The 16194-nt window shown below is 71.8% G+C and carries 16 protein-coding genes and 1 tRNA gene; 14 read left to right on the forward strand and 3 right to left on the reverse strand.

Annotation, left to right across the window (positions count from 1 at the left end; all coding sequences use genetic code 11):
• Positions 1-57: 57 nt before the first annotated feature.
• The 7 genes from ABD832_RS12045 (at position 58) to ABD832_RS12075 (ending at position 7088) form a co-directional block, all read left to right on the forward strand.
• Positions 58-1239, forward strand: coding sequence for a DNA polymerase III subunit delta' (locus ABD832_RS12045; protein WP_344892780.1), 1182 nt, complete (start codon positions 58-60; stop codon positions 1237-1239).
• Between the two features lie 619 nt (positions 1240-1858).
• On the forward strand, positions 1859-2611 hold the full coding sequence (locus ABD832_RS12050; protein ID WP_344892783.1) for a hypothetical protein: 753 nt from the start codon (positions 1859-1861) through the stop codon (positions 2609-2611).
• Complete coding sequence (locus tag ABD832_RS12055) at positions 2608-3762, forward strand: glycosyltransferase family 4 protein (protein ID WP_344892786.1); 1155 nt, start codon at positions 2608-2610, stop codon at positions 3760-3762. Before ABD832_RS12050 ends, ABD832_RS12055 begins: the two co-directional genes overlap by 4 nt.
• Positions 3763-3874: 112 nt before the next feature.
• Positions 3875-4732: a PSP1 domain-containing protein gene (locus tag ABD832_RS12060; RefSeq protein WP_399190087.1), complete on the forward strand. Its 858-nt coding sequence runs from the start codon at positions 3875-3877 to the stop codon at positions 4730-4732.
• A gap of 140 nt (positions 4733-4872) precedes the next feature.
• Entirely contained in the window at positions 4873-6375 is a 1503-nt protein-coding gene (locus ABD832_RS12065; RefSeq protein WP_344892789.1) for an alpha/beta hydrolase, read from the forward strand.
• Positions 6376-6450: 75 nt separating this feature from the next.
• Positions 6451-6527 (forward strand) — tRNA-Thr (locus tag ABD832_RS12070).
• A 150-nt stretch (positions 6528-6677) separates the two neighbouring features.
• Positions 6678-7088, forward strand: a complete 411-nt coding sequence (locus tag ABD832_RS12075; RefSeq protein WP_344892792.1) for a hypothetical protein — start codon at positions 6678-6680, stop codon at positions 7086-7088.
• A gap of 70 nt (positions 7089-7158) precedes the next feature.
• Here ABD832_RS12075 and ABD832_RS12080 read toward each other — a convergent pair whose 3' ends face one another.
• Complete coding sequence (locus ABD832_RS12080) at positions 7159-7617, reverse strand: tyrosine-type recombinase/integrase (RefSeq protein ID WP_344892795.1); 459 nt, start codon at positions 7615-7617, stop codon at positions 7159-7161.
• A 136-nt stretch (positions 7618-7753) separates the two neighbouring features.
• On the opposite strand from ABD832_RS12080, the gene ABD832_RS12085 reads away from it, so the two are divergent.
• Entirely contained in the window at positions 7754-8068 is a 315-nt protein-coding gene (locus ABD832_RS12085) for a hypothetical protein (protein WP_344892798.1), read from the forward strand.
• Between the two features lie 80 nt (positions 8069-8148).
• Here ABD832_RS12085 and ABD832_RS12090 read toward each other — a convergent pair whose 3' ends face one another.
• Positions 8149-9015: an AraC family transcriptional regulator gene (locus ABD832_RS12090; RefSeq protein WP_344892801.1), complete on the reverse strand. Its 867-nt coding sequence runs from the start codon at positions 9013-9015 to the stop codon at positions 8149-8151.
• An 84-nt stretch (positions 9016-9099) separates the two neighbouring features.
• On the reverse strand, positions 9100-9903 hold the full coding sequence (locus ABD832_RS12095; protein ID WP_344892804.1) for a phytanoyl-CoA dioxygenase family protein: 804 nt from the start codon (positions 9901-9903) through the stop codon (positions 9100-9102).
• A gap of 611 nt (positions 9904-10514) precedes the next feature.
• On the opposite strand from ABD832_RS12095, the gene ABD832_RS12100 reads away from it, so the two are divergent.
• The 6 genes from ABD832_RS12100 (at position 10515) to ABD832_RS12125 (ending at position 16127) form a co-directional block, all read left to right on the forward strand.
• On the forward strand, positions 10515-11258 hold the full coding sequence (locus tag ABD832_RS12100; RefSeq protein ID WP_344892807.1) for a hypothetical protein: 744 nt from the start codon (positions 10515-10517) through the stop codon (positions 11256-11258).
• Between the two features lie 76 nt (positions 11259-11334).
• A complete protein-coding gene (locus ABD832_RS12105; RefSeq protein WP_344892810.1) occupies positions 11335-12150 on the forward strand; it encodes a glycosyltransferase family 2 protein in 816 nt (271 codons plus the stop codon).
• Complete coding sequence (locus ABD832_RS12110) at positions 12147-13451, forward strand: 2-phospho-L-lactate transferase CofD family protein (RefSeq protein WP_344892813.1); 1305 nt, start codon at positions 12147-12149, stop codon at positions 13449-13451. The genes ABD832_RS12105 and ABD832_RS12110 overlap by 4 nt, the downstream gene beginning before the upstream one ends.
• Positions 13448-14113, forward strand: coding sequence for an HAD family hydrolase (locus tag ABD832_RS12115; RefSeq protein ID WP_344892816.1), 666 nt, complete (start codon positions 13448-13450; stop codon positions 14111-14113). Before ABD832_RS12110 ends, ABD832_RS12115 begins: the two co-directional genes overlap by 4 nt.
• Positions 14110-14871 (forward strand): NTP transferase domain-containing protein, encoded by a 762-nt coding sequence (locus ABD832_RS12120; RefSeq protein ID WP_344892819.1) that lies wholly within the window; start codon positions 14110-14112, stop codon positions 14869-14871. Before ABD832_RS12115 ends, ABD832_RS12120 begins: the two co-directional genes overlap by 4 nt.
• Positions 14868-16127 (forward strand): glycosyltransferase family 4 protein, encoded by a 1260-nt coding sequence (locus ABD832_RS12125; protein ID WP_344892822.1) that lies wholly within the window; start codon positions 14868-14870, stop codon positions 16125-16127. Before ABD832_RS12120 ends, ABD832_RS12125 begins: the two co-directional genes overlap by 4 nt.
• Positions 16128-16194 lie beyond the last annotated feature (67 nt).

Genomic DNA, 16194 nt, shown 5'->3' on the forward strand with positions numbered 1-16194 from the left:
CGGACGTCACGTGCGACGCAGGGCCCGCGGGCCGGCACCGGCGGTAGGTTGGTGGGCGTGGGAGTCTTCGATGATCTTGTGGGGCAGGAGCGGGCCGCGGCGACGCTGAGCCGGGCCGCGGCGGCGGCGGCCGACCTGCTGGCCGGTGGGCGCGGCGCCGGCATGACCCACGCGTGGCTCTTCACCGGCCCGCCCGGATCCGGCCGGGAGGAGGCCGCGCGGGCGTTCGCCGCGGCGCTGTTCTGCCCCGACCAGGGGTGCGGCCACTGCGACATGTGCCATCAGGTGGCCGTCGGCTCCCACCCGGACCTGGAGATCGTCCGCCCGCAGGGCCTGTCGTACGGCATCAAGGACACCCGCCGGCTCATCCTGCGCGCGGCCGGGGCACCCACGCTGGGCCGCTGGCGCGTGGTGCTCTTCGAGGACGCCGACCGGGCGACCGAGGGGGCCTCCAACGCGCTGCTCAAGGCCATCGAGGAGCCGCCGCCGAAGACGGTGTGGCTGCTCTGCGCGCCCTCCCCGGACGACATGATGATCACCATCAGGTCGCGGTGCCGGCTCGTCACGCTGGTCACCCCGCCCAGCGCCGCGGTCGCCCACGTGCTGGCCACGCGCGAGAACGTGCCCGTGGCGATGGCGGAGTTCGCCGCCAGGGCCGCCCAGGGGCACCTCGACCGCGCCCGCCGCCTCGCCCTGGACGAGCCCGCGCGGGAACGCCGCGAGGCGGTGCTCTCGATCCCCCGGTCGCTCACCGGGGTCGGGGAGTGCGTGACGGCCGCCGAGCGGCTGGTGAAGACCGCCGAGGACGAGGCCGCGGCGGTCACCTCGACGCTGAACGAGTCGGAGATCACCGAGCTGCGCCAGGCCTACGGCGAGGGCTCCACCGGCAAGGGGCTCAACAGGGGACTGATCCGCGGCGGGGCCGGCGCGCTCAAGGACCTGGAGGACCGGCAGAAGTCCCGGGCGACCCGGACCAAGCGCGACGTCATCGACGCGGCCCTGCTCGACCTGGTGGCGTTCTACCGGGACGTGCTGGCGGTGCAGTTCGGCGCCGGGGTGGAGCTGGCGAGCGAGGACCGGCGCGCCGACCTGGAGGACCTGGCCCGCGTCTCCACACCGGAGGAGACCCTGCTCAGGATCGACGCGATCATGCGCTGCCGCAGGCGGCTGTCGGCCAACGTCAGCCCGCAGATGGCGGTCGAGTCGATGACCATCTCGCTGCACCGGCCTCGGCTCTGACCCGTACCCCGTCCTGATCCGCGGGACGGGACGCTCCGCGACCGGGCGGCTCCCGTCCCGGTTCGTGCCTGCCGGCGCTTCCGGGCGTTCCCCGGTGCTCCGCGGTGCCTCCGCTGTTCTCCAGGGCGTCCCCGCGCTCTGCGGTGTTCCCCGGCGTCCCCGGCCGTCCCCGACCGCCCCCGACCGCCCCCGACCGCCCCCGACCGTCCCCGGCCGTCCCCGGCCGTCCTCGGCGTCGCGCGGTGTTCCGCGGCCCTGAGGGGTCCTCCGGTGCTGCCGGGACGGTCCGGGCCCGTTCTCCGGCACGACCGGCCCCTGCCCGTACGGGTCCGGCGGGGCCGGGGTTCGGGATGTCCGGGAGAAAAATTTTCCGGCGTGCCGAAGCCCGGCATACGCGGGCTCGTGGGGCGCGATATCGGTCGGTAAGGGGTGCGGGCCTGCGGCCGAGTGGTCACTATCCGCATTTTTCCGATTAGATAGAACCATTCTCCGCCAAGCCGACTCAAAGTGGAGATGTGAGTCGTTAAGATTCACGGACGAAAATTAGCGCTTTTGTTATGAATCATTGCAACAGTGTCCTGCCTCATGAGGATGAGCAGCGAAGACCGGGGGACTCTTGGTGAGCATCGAGGCACGCCACGGGATGATCTCGCCCATGGGCGGGCGGGCCGTGACGAGCCGCGTGGCGGACGACGACACGCTGAGAATCGAGTGGCCCGAGCCGGTCGACGCGGAGATCGTCCTCAGGCACGTGGAGACCGGCCAGGAATGCCCGGCGGCGGATCTGAGGGTCCTGCCCGCCGGGGACTGGATGGCCTTCAGCCGCGGGGAACCCGTCCTCACCGACGATCCGGGGTTCTGCCTCGACGGGCTCTGGTCCTACGCCGAGACCCGCCGCAGCCGGGAGATCAGGGCCTTCCGCACCCCCGCCGGGCTGCTCGGCCTGCGGGTGCGCGAGGTCGAGCCGTACGTCGAGGTGATCCGCGTGACCGCGGACGACGGCGTGATCCAGGCCGAGGGCGCCGTCGCGTACGGCGACCCGATCCGGGGGGAGGCCAGGCTGGTGGCCGTGGCCCGGAAAGGACCGGAACCGGTGAGCGGTCCGGCGAGCTTCCAGGGCCGGTGGTTCGAGGGGGCGCTGGAGATCGAGCCCATGACCGTGAACCAGGTACGGCCCCGGGTCTTCTGGGACCTGTACGCGGAGATCGCCGGGACCCGGCTCCCGCTGGCGACCCGCCTCGACGACATCGTCGACAAGAAGACCAAGGTCCGTTTCCCCGCACAGCGGGTGGCGCAGATCCGCGTCCGGCCGTACTACACCGAGACCGACAGCCTCGCCGTCGCGGTCAGCGTCGAGGAGGCGACCTCGTGAAGATCTCCTTTCTCATCCTGAACGCCTACGGCATGGGCGGCACCATCCGCGCCACCTTCGACCTGGCCGGCGCGATGTCGGAACGGCACGAGGTCGAGATCGTCAGCGTCTTCCAGCACGCCGACCGGCCCTTCCTGCCACTGGCCCCCCGGGTGAGACTGCGCTCGCTGGTGGACCTGCGCGAGGGCGCCAAGGTCCGCTGGCCGTTCGCGAGGAAGGCCGCGCGCCTGAGCGCGCAGGAGAGCGCGCTGATCCATCCCGAGGAGCGCGCCTACGCCTCCTTCAACGCCTGGAGCGACGCGGTCCTGGTCCGCGAGCTCCGCAGGCTCCGCAGTGACGTGCTGATCACCACCCGCGCCGGGCTGAACCTGATGGCCGCGAGGTTCGCCCACAAGAGGGTCGTCACCATCGCCCAGGAGCACCTGCACTTCGAGGCGCACCAGCCCGGGATCTTCGAGGAGATCCGGACGTGGTACCCGAAGCTGGACGCGGTCGTCACCCTGACCGAGGCCGACGAGCACGACTACCGGAACATGCTCGACGGGGCGCCCACCCGGGTGTTCACCATCGGCAACGGGCTGCCGGGCGGGCCGCGGCCCCGCTCCCGGCAGGAGAACCGGATCGTGCTGGCGGCGGGCAGGCTGGTGCCGGTCAAGGGGTACGACCGGCTGCTGAAGGCGTTCGTCCGGGTGGCCGAGGAGCGTCCCGACTGGAAGCTGCGGATCTACGGTGAGGGCCGGGTCGGCGAGAAGCTGGTGAGGCTGTCGGTCAAGCTCCGCCTGCACAACAACGTCACGTTCATGGGCTCCACCGGCGACATCCAGGGCGAACTCGCCAAGGCGTCCATCCACGCGGTCAGCTCCCGCTTCGAGGGGTTCGGCATGACGATCATCGAGGCCTTCGCCTCCGGGGTGCCCGTGATCAGCTTCGACTGCCCCCGCGGTCCCCGCGAGATCATCACCTCGGGCGTCAACGGGCTGCTGGTCCCGGCCGACGACGTGGACGCCCTGGCGGAGGGGCTGATCCGGATGATCGACGACGAGGAGGGCCGTCGCCGGATGGCGGAGAACGCCCTGCAGGCGGCCAGGAACTACGACATCTCCACGATCGCCGGCCGCTGGGAGAAGTCCTTCGCCGAACTCGGCCGCTGAGCACGGCGGCGGCCGGACCTCTCCCGTACGGGCCCCTTTCGTACGGGCCCAGCGCTTCGCCGGGTGTGGAGCGTAGGGTGAACGGGAGCCGTCCCCCCAGCTTTGGAGCCTCATGAGCATGATCATGGCGGTGAGCTTCACCCGCTACGGCAGGCTGTACTACCTCGATCCCGGCGAGCACAGCCCGAAGGTCGGGGACAAGGTACTGGTTCCCACCGATTCCGGGCCCGAGGTGGCCGAGTGCGTCTGGGCGCCCCAGTGGACGAGCGAGGACGTCGAAGGGCTGCCGGTGTGCGCGGGCATCGCGGGCGAGGAGCACCTGACCCGCGACGAGACCAACAAACGGCGGCGCGCCGAGGCGCGCAGCGTCTCCAAACGCCTGATCAAGAGGCACGCCCTGCCCATGAAGGTCGTCGGCGTCGACTACGTGGACGACGACAACGTCTACACGGTCTACTTCTCCGCCCCCCACCGGGTGGACTTCCGCGCCCTGGTCCGGGACCTGGCCCGCAACCTGCGCGCCAGGGTGGAGCTGCGCCAGATCGGCCCCCGCGACGAGGCCCGCCTCCAGGGCGGCATCGGCCCCTGCGGGCGCGACCTGTGCTGCGCCACCTTCCTCAAGGACTTCGAGCCGGTCTCCGTCCGGATGGCCAAGGACCAGGACCTGCCGGTCAACCCGCTGCGCATCGCCGGGGCGTGCGGCCGGCTGATGTGCTGCCTGAAGTACGAGCACCCCCTCTACCTCGACGCGCACAGCAGGATGCCCCGCATCGGCCTCAAGGTCGACACCCCGGAGGGTGCGGGCACGGTCGTGGCCCGCAACGTGCCCTCCGACTCCGTCGTCGTCCGCCTGGAGGAGAGCGGCCGGCGCTGCGCGTGCCCGTCGGCGTCGGTCTGCTCCCCGCGCAAGCAGCACGACGCGGCGTACGGCGGCGCGGTGAAGGTGGCCGAAAGCGGGCCCGAGGGCTGATCCGCCCGGCGCCGGACGTCGCCGTCGGGGACAATGGACCGTACGCGCGTCCCGGAGAACGGGACGCGCCATTCCCGGCGTCGCACGGCGGGCCCCTCACGCCGGATCGGTACGCGACCTGACCTACGGAGCGACAAGGCGTGAGATCGCGTGTGGCCGCAGTCCTGGCGGCGCTGGCCCTGGTCGCCGGGGCGTGCGGCGGTCCCGGCGGCGACGGCCGTGACGGCGACGGCGCCCCGGCCGGTCCCGGTGGCGCCGGTGTGCGGGACGCGCTCGGCTGGGACGGGTGCGGGGACGGCTTCGAGTGCGCCCGGCTCGCCGTGCCGCTCGACCACTCCCGGCCGGACGGCGAGCGGATCGAGCTCAGCGTGATCCGGCTCCCCGCCTCGGGACGCCGGATCGGCTCGCTCCTGCTCAACCCCGGCGGCCCCGGCGCGTCCGGGGTCCAGTACGCGCGCGGCGCCCGCACGGTGGTGAGCCGGGCCCTGCGGGAACGCTTCGACATCGTGGGCTTCGACCCGCGCGGCGTCGGCGAGTCCTCCCCGGTCCGGTGCCTGTCCTCGGCCGAACTGGACGCCTACGTCGGCCTCGACGCCTCGCCCGACTCACCCGGGGAGGTCACCGCGCTGCAGGAGGGCTCGCGGCGGTTCGCCTCCGGGTGCCAGGCCCGCTCGGCCGGGCTCCTGCCGCACGTCGGCACGGCCGACGCGGCACGCGACATGGACCTGCTGCGCGCAGCCGTCGGCGACCTCCGCCTCACCTACCTGGGCAAGTCGTACGGCACGCATCTGGGCGCGGTCTACGCCGACCTCTTCCCCGGTCGCGTCCGCGCCCTGGTCCTGGACGGCGCCGTGGACCCCTCGCTGGACCCGCTGGAGGTGAACGCGGCCCAGGCGCGCGGTTTCGAGACCGCCCTGGACGCCTTCCTGCGGGACTGCCTGCGGGCCGCGGACTGTCCCTTCACGGGGTCGGTCACCTCCGCCCGCGCGGAGATCGCCGGCCTGCTCCGCCGCGCGGACACCCGCCCCCTGGCCAACTCGACCGGCGACGGCCGTACGGTGACCGAGGCCTGGACCACGCTCGGCATGATCACTCCCCTCTACGATCGGCAGGCGTGGCCGATCCTGCGCCAGGCGTTCGGCCGGGCACTCCGCGGTGACGGGACCCCCCTGCTGCGCCTGGCCGACCTGCTGATCGACCGGCGCCAGGACGGGGAGTACGCCAACCAGACCGAGTCGAACCTGGCCGTCAACTGCGTCGACTCCCCCTACCCCGCCGACCCGGCCGTCTATGCGGCCGCGGCCCGCGAGTCCTCGGCGAGGGCACCCCTGTTCGGGGCGTACGTCGTGTGGAGCTCGCTGCCCTGCGCGTACTGGCCGGTCAAGGGGGACGTCCGGGACAGGATCGACGCGCCCGGCGCCCCGCCCATCATGGTCGTCGGCACCCAGCGGGACCCGGCCACGCCGTACGAGTGGTCCGAGGCCATGGCCTCCCAGCTGGCCTCGGGCGTCCTGGTCGGTTTCGACGGCGACGGGCACACCGCCTACCTCACCGGCTCGGCGTGCGTGGACCGTCTGGTGGACGACTACCTGATCGACCTGGTCGTTCCCCGGGACGGAACCCGCTGCCCCAAGATCGGCTGATTCCGCTGATTCCAGGGCGCGGAGAGCCCTCGGGAGCCTGTAGACTGCCATAGGTCGTGTCGAAGGACACGACACGCCGCCTTAGCTCAGTCGGCCAGAGCACTTCACTCGTAATGAAGGGGTCTGGGGTTCGATTCCCCAAGGCGGCTCCAGGTCAGAGGCCCTCACGAAGATCGTGGGGGCCTTCTGCGTGACTAACTGCGTGACTAAGCGCGGGCGGGACCGTCTCGTGGCCATGTCGGCCCCAAATGTACCTGGGCCACATCTGGCGATGGATTGTCGTCCTATGCGAGATTGATCTCGTGAATTTCCCGGATCAGCGTTCGTCGTGGTTCAACGTGCTGTCCAAGCCGCAACAGGTGATCGCGATCGTAATGTCGCTGATCGGCTCCGTAGGTGGAGCGGCCTACATCGTGTTTGGGCCGGTAATGGAGCCCGCGCCGTTCTTCCTGATCCTTGCTTACGCGCTTCTCAGCTTGATGGTCCTCAACGGCATTCCCCGTGTCTACCTATGGTTCGGAGGACAAGGCTTCCTGCTCTACCTGGGTGTCTTCGGCGTGCTCAAAGGGGCGTCAGGAGAACTTGAGACCCACGCCATCCGCGTGAGCACCTTCGTCATAGGTGTACTGCTACTGACTTACCTGATCGTCCGCGCCGTACGTATCGAATGGAGGAAGCGGCAGGCAGATCATGCGAAGGCGCAACTTTTCTGATAGTCCCATGGCGAGACCTCACATCGGTGTGGAGAGGCTCTTGTCGTACACACGCTGTACGTGGCTCCAATCATGACTTGAAGATCCGATCCATGATGACCGCGCCGCCCTGGAGCACGGGCCGGATCTGCTTGCGGTAGACCAGCTCCGTGACGGCCGTGCTGCTGTGGCCGACCAGGCGGGAGATCTCCTCCAGGGGGATGCCGCTGTCGGAGAGCACGGACACGAAGCTGTGCCGCAGCTCTCGGGGCGACCACTGCGCCGGGTCGAGGCCAGCATCCTTGATGATCGATCGGAAGGCTCGCCGCACGTTGGCCGCGTCCAGCGGAGTGCCCACCGCCGACGCGAACACGAGGTCGTGTTCCTGCCATCGGTCACCCGCCGAGGCGCGGTCCTTGTCCTGCTGCTCCCGATGGGTCATGAGCGCCTTCACGCAGTGATCGGGCAGCGCCAGCGTACGCCGGGACTTCCGGGTCTTCGTGTCCCCACCGGTCCGCACGGAGCGCCACACGGCCACATGCGGCGGCACCTGTTCGTCCTGCCTACCATTTGAGTCGCCCCGGGTTCGGTGGAGACCACGCTGGAACGAAAGTTCTCCGGGAGGGTCTTTGGCGTGGCGTGCGACAGTGAGGGACGGCAACGGTGCCGGTCATGAAGGAGGGCTCGTGGGCGAGTGGTACGGGGTCCGATGTCTGTTCCGGTGGGGCGCCCGGAACACGTACGAGGAACGCATCACCCTGTGGCGGGCCGACTCGGCCGAGGCGGCGATCCTGCTGGCCGAGCGGGAGGCGGCCGAGTACGCCGACGGGCAGGGCTTCGAGTACCTGCACCTCGCGCAGTCCTTCAAGATCTTCGATGCCGCGATCGGGCAGGGCACGGAGGTGTTCTCCCTCCTGCGGGACAGTGACCTCGATCCCGACGCCTACCTGACGGCCCTGTTCGACACCGGATCGGAACGACAGCGGAAGCTTGACGGATGATCCCGGCCGGTCCGGGCATCATGCCCCGCCGCGAGAAGAGGACGTACGCGGCGTAGGGCGGTTCGTCCGTGCCGGTTCGTTCAGCCGTGCTCGGGTTCCACCGGGAGCCACAGTTCGGCGTCGGCCTCGGTCCTCTCCGGTGACAGGCGGACGCTCAGGATCTCGGGGCCGGTGCGGGTGCGGTACGGGTTCGACGGGAACCACTCGGTGAACACGTCCCGCCACAATTCCTGGATGGCCTGCGGGACCGGTCCGGAGGTGGTGAAGACCGCCCAGGTGCCGGCCGGGACGGCCAGCGTGGTCATGCCCTCCGGGGCGGCCATGGAGGTGATCACGCCCTGGTAGTAGTCGAGGTCGGTGCCCTCGGCACGACTGGGGTCCAGGTCGTCGCAGATCGCGACGATGCCGTGCGGCTCCTGGTCCGACAGTTCCTCCAGGCGTTCCAGGGTGCGCGGGTCGATCCCGCGGACGAAGTCGATGATCGCCTGGTTCGGTCCCGCGTGCACCAGCGGTACCCGGGTCCTGAGGCCGACGACGGTGAAGCCCGTCTTGTCCACCACGCGGTACCGCATGCTGCTCCGTCCTTCGACGGTGAGGCGGAAGGACATCCGGGACTGGGAGTTGAGTGCGGCGCCGGTACGCCGGGCCTCGCCCGGTCCGATGCCGTGCATGGCACGGAACGCCCGCGCGAACGCCTCGCCGGAGCCGTAGCCGTAGCGCACCGCGATCTCCAGCAGCGTCTCCCGCCCCGCGAGCACTTCGGCGCCCGCGAGGGTGAGGCGACGGCGCCGGATGTACTCCGACAGCGGTATGCCCGCGAGCGCGGAGAACATCCGGCGCAGGTGGTACTCCGAGGTGGCGGCGATGCGTGCCACCTCCTCCACCTCGACGGTCCGGTCGAGGTGGAGCTCGATGTGCTCCATGGCCTGGTTCAGCCGCTCCAGCATTCCCGGGCTCCTTCCGTTCGACGGGCACCACGCTAGTGCCGTGATCGGAGGCGTTCGCCGGGGTGAGCGATCGAGCGACGTCCCCTACCCGGAGGTGCCGTCGCCGTCCGGGCCGGGGACGTCCCGTCCCAGGCCCCGGAGGATCGCGATCTCCACGGGTGAGTACGCGCCGTCGGCCCGCTCCAGTTCGTACGGCGCGGCCGGCATCAGCGGGGGCTGGGCCATGAAGCGCGGCCGTACCCCGTGGTGGGGTTGCGCCGCGTGCACCAGGAACGGATGGCACAGGAAGACGTCGCCCGGGGAGCCGGTGGCGAGGGCGAGCGGCCGGTGGTCGGAGGCCGCGACCAGATCGGGCGCGAGGGTCAGCCCGCTCGCACCGTCCTCCCCGTACTTCTCCAGCACCTTCGGCACGTCGAGGTGGGAGCCGACCCGGATGCGGGTCGGGGCGTCCTGCTCGCCGACCTCGCTGAACAGGAACAGCATCAGCAGGGCCCGGCCCCGGGAGCGCAGGTTCGTGAAGTACCAGCTCTCGCCCTCGGGCAGGTAGCTCCCCTCGATGTGCCAGCCCGCGTCGTCCGGCTCCTCCTCGTGCGGGAAGCGCAGCGGGAACGTGCCCAGCGAGTAGCGCGGCTCCCAGCGCCCCGCGCCGACGAGCAGGTCGTACGCGTGATGCAGGAACGGGGAGTTGGGCGCCGCGGCGAACGGCCCCTGCGCGAGGCCGGGCACCCAGTGCACGGGCTGCGTCCACGTCGCCGGATCGTCCGGGTCACAGCCCGTCTCCCGCCACAGCAGCCGCGCGCAGTCCGCGGCCACGCGCGGTGCGACGGCGCCGTCCACCTTCACGAAGCCGTCGCGGAGGAAGCGGGATACCAAGGTCGTGTCGTCCATGCCCCCATCGTGCGGCGGCACCGGTCCCGGCCGCCCGACATTTCCCGCACCGCCTTTGTCGGGTGCCCACCGTGCCCCTTCCCGCCCCTTCGAGGAGACCGCTCGGGGAGATCGTTCGGGGGGACGGTTCGAGGAGACCGGGGCGACCACCCCGCGGCCGGGGGACCGCGTCGACGGTGACGGGCGGGCACCTCGCTTCCGGCGCGGGACGTGCCCGTGTCGTATCCGTACGCGAGGGGGCTCGGCGGTCACGCACGGTAGACGACGGGGTGGCGCTCCCGGCCGGGAAGCACGCTCCTTACGGAACGCGCGACGAATTGTCCGAAAGTCGAGTTGCGGAATCACCATTCGACGGGGAACCGCATGTTGGACGCTCCGTCCAGGGATATGTTCGGCAGTTGAATTTTCTATGACCGCTCACCTGGGGATTCGTGCGTATCTCTGATTCCCGCTCAGGGTGGACGATGCTTAGAAAGATCCCATTTTTATATACTTAGGCACCATTGGGGAGGTTGCTGCCATACTGAGTGGGAGCGCTCCCGTTGCCTGTGGCCGGGGCTCATGAACCATCTCGGATCACCCGTCGTCTGGAAGAAAGGTACCGATTCTCCATGACGGCACGTGACGAAAGCCCGCCGTCCCCGTCGCTTCTGGACGGGAACGTCACCGCGAGCCTACCCGGGAACGTCTCCGACGTCGTTCTCCGCGGGCAGCGCCGATGGGCCCGGCACCTGTGGTGGATGGCCCTGGTCGCCGGTGCGGCCGGTGCGGCCATCGTCTGGCTGGCCACCCCCCACGGGCGGGAGACCCAGACGGCGGGGGAGCTCGCGGCCAAGCTGCTCGCGTTCGCCTGCCTGTGCGTGGCCATCGCGTTCTTCCCGTGGGTGTCGCAGCGTCTGCAGTGGCTGGTCTACATCCCGTTCGTCTTCTTCACCGGCTACCTGATCCCCCGGATCAGCTGGTTCTACTACGGCGACGTCTCGCGCGCGCAGGGCGACGTCTTCTACACGCACCTCTACATGCTGTTCTATCCGGCGATCGTCCTGACGGTCGCCGCCGCCTACCGGATCGGGGGCGGCAGCCCGGGGCGCTGCCTGAAGATCATGGCGACCGGTGTCGTCATCCTGTTCTCGGGGTTCCTCGACCTCATGTGGTTCGCCGTCAACCCGGTGGCGATCCCCCCGGTCATCGACGCGCCTCACATCAACCTGTTCACCGGCGGTCCGATCTCGTACGGCGCGACCATCCTGTTCGCCCTCGCGCACGTCCCGATCGCCGTCGTGATCAACCTGCTCCCCGTGGACCGCTGGATCACCCGCCTGCTGGGGGCCGGGGAGCCCACGCCGGTCCGGTAGTCCGGTAACCGGCTCCGGCGGCCCGTCTCGTCATGGCCGTCACGCCCGCATCTGAAGCCCTTCCGGGAGATGAGATTTGCCGAACACGCATGTCGGGGCCCGCACCGTCGACATCTCGGTGGCGGCGCCCGCGTACAACGAGGCGGACAACATCGCGGCGGCGGTGACGGAGTGGCGCGACTACCTGGAGCGGCACCCGGCGGTCGGCACGTGGGAGATCGTCGTGTGCGACGACGGGAGCGCCGACGCGACCGGAGCCATCCTGGCGGACCTGCAGGCCGACTGCCCCGAGCTCGTCGTCGTCTCGTTCGACCGCAACCAGGGGGCGGGCGCCGCGATCGCCGCCGCGATCGCCCACACCCGGCTGGACTGGGTCGTGCTGCTGGACTCCGACGGCCAGTTCCCGATAGCCAACCTCGACACGTTCATCCCGCGCATCCAGGCCGGTGAGGCGCTCGCCTTCTCCGGCGCCCGGATCAGGAAGGCCGACGGCCTGGCGTACCGGTGGGGATCGGCGGCCAGCGGCGCGGTCAGCAACACCCTGCTCGGCACCCGCTACCGCGACTTCAACTCGATCTTCAAGGTGGTCAGCGGCCCGCTGTTCCGCGCCCTGCCGCTGGAGTCCGGCGGGATGAACTGCTCGACGGAGATCACGGCGAAGGTCACAGAGCTGGGCCACACCTGGACGGAGCTCCCCATCGAGCACCGGGAACGCGGCGGCGGCAGCCGCGGGTGGCGGTTCTGGAAGGGAGCGCGGGACCGGGCGCTGTTCGTGGGCTACGTGGGATACCGCAACTGGCTGCTGCGCCGGGGGGTCCTGCGCGCGCCGGACCCGTCCGCGGCGCCGCCGCCACGGCCGGTGACGTCCCGTGTGACGGAGGAGATCCGATGAGCACTCGTCCACGCCCCCTGAGCTCGGTCACCATGTTCAGCGGCGGGCGTGGCGGGGCCAGCATCGCGCGCCGGTTGCTGGACATCCCCGGGCTCGACCTGTCGCTGGTGATCAACGGGTACGACAACGGGATGTCCACCGGCGCGCTGCGACGGTACCTGCCGGGGATGCTCGGCCCGTCCGACTTCCGCAAGAACTGCCTGCTCCACCTCGACCGCGGCGATCCGCGGCAGGCCGCGCTGATGTCCGTCCTCGAACATCGCCTGCCGGCCGGGACCACGCCGGAGCGCCTCGAGGGCCTCATCGACGAGATCGCCTCGCCCGGGCGGCACGCGGGCCGCCCGCCGTCCGGCCCGGTCCCCGGAATGCCGTCCGGCCCGGTCCCCGGCACGGCGTTCGACGCGCTGCGGCCACAGGCGCGGGAGGAGATCACGCGGGACCTGCGCCTGTTCGCGCGCCGGCTCGGCGCGGAGCCGTACGGGATCGACCTGGGCGACTGCGCGCTCGGCAACCTCGTGTTCGCCGGCGCGTACCTCCGCACGGGGGAGGACTTCAACGCCGCCGTCCGCTCCTGCGCCCGCACGTTCGGCTCCCCGGTCCGGCTGCTGAACGTGACCGGCGGCGAGAACGCCTTCCTGGCCGCGCTCAAGCGGAACGGCCGCCTCCTGGCCGACGAGGCCGACATCGTCGCGCCGCAGGACGACGAGCCGATCACCGACCTGTTCCTGCTCCGCTGGCCGATCGGCCCCCACTACCGGGTCGACCTGGAGGCGCTGCCCGCCGCGCGGGTGCGGGAGGTCCTGGCCCGCCACCGCGCCGACCTCACGCCGAACCCGGAGGCGCTGGACGCGATCAGGGACACCGACCTCCTCGTGTACGGGCCGGGCACCCCGCACTCGTCGCTGCTGCCGAGCTACCTGACGCCGGGCGTCGCGGACGCGATCGCGGCGAGCCGGGCCGTGGCCAAGGTGTTCGTCGTCAACGCCCGGGACGACCACGACATCCAGGGGCTGACCGCGACCGACCTGGTCGACCTCACCCTGTCCTACCTCGGCGACCCGCGTAACGAGCGGCGCACCGTCACCCATGTCCTGTGCCCCCGCCCGGCCACGGCGCCGGACGGCCTGCCGTCCGTGCCCCCGGTGCCGCGATCCGTGATCGACTGCGGCGAGTGGGCCGGGGCGCGGTGGGTCACGGCCGACCTGGAGGACCCCGGCCGCCCGGGCGTGCACGGCGGACGCAGCACGGTCGACGCCCTGACGGCCATCTGCGGCGAGGCGGCACTGGCGGGGGCCGAGTGACCCCGTCGCGGGCGAGCGTGGCCGCCGGTCGCCGGACGTGGCTGTTCGACCTCGACGGCACGCTCGTGGACTCGTGCCCGGCGCACGAGGCCGCGTTCCGCCAGGCGATCGCGGAGATCGCGCCCGGCGCGCTCGCCTCGTTCCGGTACGCCGACCACGTCGGCGCGAGCACCGCCGAGGTGGCCTCCCGCCTGGTGCCCGGCGACGCCGTCGCGGCCGGGCGGCTGGCCCGGCGCAAGCAGGGGCTCTACCGCGAGTACGCCGAGGCGGGAAGGGTCGACGTGCTGCCCGGCGCCCGCCGCCTCCTCGACCGCCTCACGCGGGACGGCCGCACCCTCTACCTGGTCACCAGCGGCAGCCGCGGGTCGGTCGAGCGGGTCCTGGCGGCCCGCTCCCTGGACGGCTGCTTCCGGGCCGTGCTCACCAGCGACGACGTCCCGGTGAGCAAGCCCGACCCGGAGTTCTACGCCTACGCGTGCCGTCGCTGGGCCGTCGACGTGGCCGACGCCGTGGTCGTGGAGGACTCCGCGCACGGGGTGGCGTCCGCGGTCGGCGCCGGGCTGGCGACGTTCCAGGTCCACGCGGCCGAACCCGCGGCCGGGGCGATCTCCGTGCCGGGCCTCGACGAGATCGTGTCCCTCTTGCACCAGGAGCAGCGGTGAGTGAGCGCGTCTGCGCGGTGATCCCGGCGGCCGGGCGTGGCACCCGGCTCGGTTTCGGCATCCCGAAGATCATGGTCGAGGTCGCCGGCGGCGTCACCGTCTGGCACCTGCTCCACCGGCGGCTGCGGCCCCGGGCCGAGCACGTCCACGTCGTCGTCTCCCCCGAGGGCGAGGCCCCGTTCCGGGACCTCGCGGCCGAGGAGATCGGGAGCGGCGCCGTCTCGGTGAGCGTCCAGGACGAGCCGACCGGCATGGGAGGCGCCATCTTCGGCGCCGCCCCGCACTGGGAGGCGTACGACGCGATCCTCGTGGTCTGGGGGGATCAGGCGAACCTGTCCCCGGCGACCGTGGGCCGCGTCGTGGACGCCCACCGGGAGGCCGGGCTCACCATCCCGCTGGTGCCGATGGCGGACCCGTACGTCGAGTACGAGGTCGACGGCTCCTCGCTGGTGCGGGTGCGGCAGTCGCGCGAGGGCGACGAGTGCCGTCCCGGCGGGCTCAGCGACGTCGGCGTGTTCTGCCTCGGCACGGACGGGCTCCGCGAGGAGTGGACGCGCTACCTGCGCGACGCCGCCCCGGGAGCCGTCACCGGCGAGGTCAACTTCCTGCCGTTCCTGCCCCACCTGTCGCGGACCGGCCGGCCGCTGACCGTGGTGCCGGTGGACGACCCCGACGAGGCGCGCGGCATCAACACCCAGGACGACCTCGACTTCGCCCGGCGGACGTACCTGCGCGACGCCGAGGCCGGCGGACGATGAGCACGCCCGCGGCCCGGCCGCGCCCCGTCTACGTCGTCTGCGCCGAGACGCCGCCGGACGTCGTCGGCGGGCTCGGGCGGTACGCCGAGCGGATGATGGCCGCCATGCGGCATCTCGGCACGCCCGTCGAGGTGTTCGGGGCCACCACCCGGGACACGGTGCCGCGGACGGAGCGGATCGGCGACGTCACCCTGCACCGGGTGCGCGTACCCGGCGGGGGCGGAGGACTCACCCGGGCACCGGCGGCCGTCCTGCAGATCGCCCGGATGATCGGGATCCTCGCGTTCAACGTGCGGGTCGCGGCCCGCATCATCAGGGCCGGAGCCCGGTCGTCGGGATCGGTCGTCGTCGTGCACGACTGGATGGGCTGCGTCGCCGGGATCCTCTGCCGGGTGCTCGCCCGCACCCCGGTGGTGTTCCACGTGCACAGCCGTGAGCTCAACGCCGCCCCCGCCCGGCGCCGGTCCGCGGTGGCGGCCGGCGTCGCCGCGCTGGAGACCGCCCAGGCGCGGATGGCGCGCCTGATCGTGGTGCCGAGCGTCGGGATGCGCGACGAGCTCGTGGCGTGCGGATGGCCCTCCGACCGGCTGCGGGTCATCCCGCACGGCTTCGAGGACCCCGAGCTGCTGCGGCTGGCCGCGCTCACCGGCGACGAGCGCGACCGGCTCCGCGCGCAGGTCCGGCGCCGTCACCTGCCCGGCGGCGAGGGACGGCTCGTGGTGTTCGCCGGCCGGCTGTCGCCGCACAAGGGCGTCCGTACCCTGATCCGCGCGGCCCCGCTGGTCGTCGGGGAGCGCGACGACGTGCGGATCGTGCTCATCGGCGCGCAGTCCCCGCGTACCGGCGAGAACGCGGAGGTGGCACGGCTGATCGACGAGACGGGCGTCGGCCGCCACGTGGTCGCCGGGTACCGTTTCCTCGGCTCCGCCGAGGTGTTCGCCCACTTCCTGGCCGCCGACGTGTGCGTGTTCCCGTCCACGTACGAGCCGTTCGGCCTGGTCGCGATCGAGGCGATGGCGCTGGCCCGGCCCGTGGTCGTCGGCCCCGGCTACTCCCCGGAGGTTGTGGGGGACGGCGCGGTCCGGTGCGGGAACGACTCGCCGAAGGAGCTGGCCGAGGCCCTGCTGCGGTGCCTGGACGACCCGCGGGCCGCGTCCCGGCTCGGTGAGCGCGGCGCCGCCCACGTCCGCGAGCGGTACACGTGGGCACGCACGGCCGAACTCACCCTGGCCGCGTACGCCGAGCCGGCCCGGTGACGCGCCGGCGACCGGCCCGGGACGTGCGCGCCCGCGTCGCGCGGGTCGCGCGGGTCGCGCGGGTCGT

It is taken from the genome of Streptosporangium longisporum (assembly GCF_039534895.1).
GTDB lineage: Bacteria > Actinomycetota > Actinomycetes > Streptosporangiales > Streptosporangiaceae > Streptosporangium > Streptosporangium longisporum.

Coding starts and splice junctions, on each gene's coding strand:
- ABD832_RS12060 (WP_399190087.1), top strand. CDS start 3,875: ATGAGCATGATCATGGCGGTGAGCTTCACCCGCTACGGCAGGCTGTAC.
- ABD832_RS12090 (WP_344892801.1), bottom strand. CDS start 9,015: ATGCTGGAGCGGCTGAACCAGGCCATGGAGCACATCGAGCTCCACCTC.
- ABD832_RS12095 (WP_344892804.1), bottom strand. CDS start 9,903: ATGGACGACACGACCTTGGTATCCCGCTTCCTCCGCGACGGCTTCGTG.
- ABD832_RS12100 (WP_344892807.1), top strand. CDS start 10,515: ATGACGGCACGTGACGAAAGCCCGCCGTCCCCGTCGCTTCTGGACGGG.
- ABD832_RS12110 (WP_344892813.1), top strand. CDS start 12,147: ATGAGCACTCGTCCACGCCCCCTGAGCTCGGTCACCATGTTCAGCGGC.
- ABD832_RS12125 (WP_344892822.1), top strand. CDS start 14,868: ATGAGCACGCCCGCGGCCCGGCCGCGCCCCGTCTACGTCGTCTGCGCC.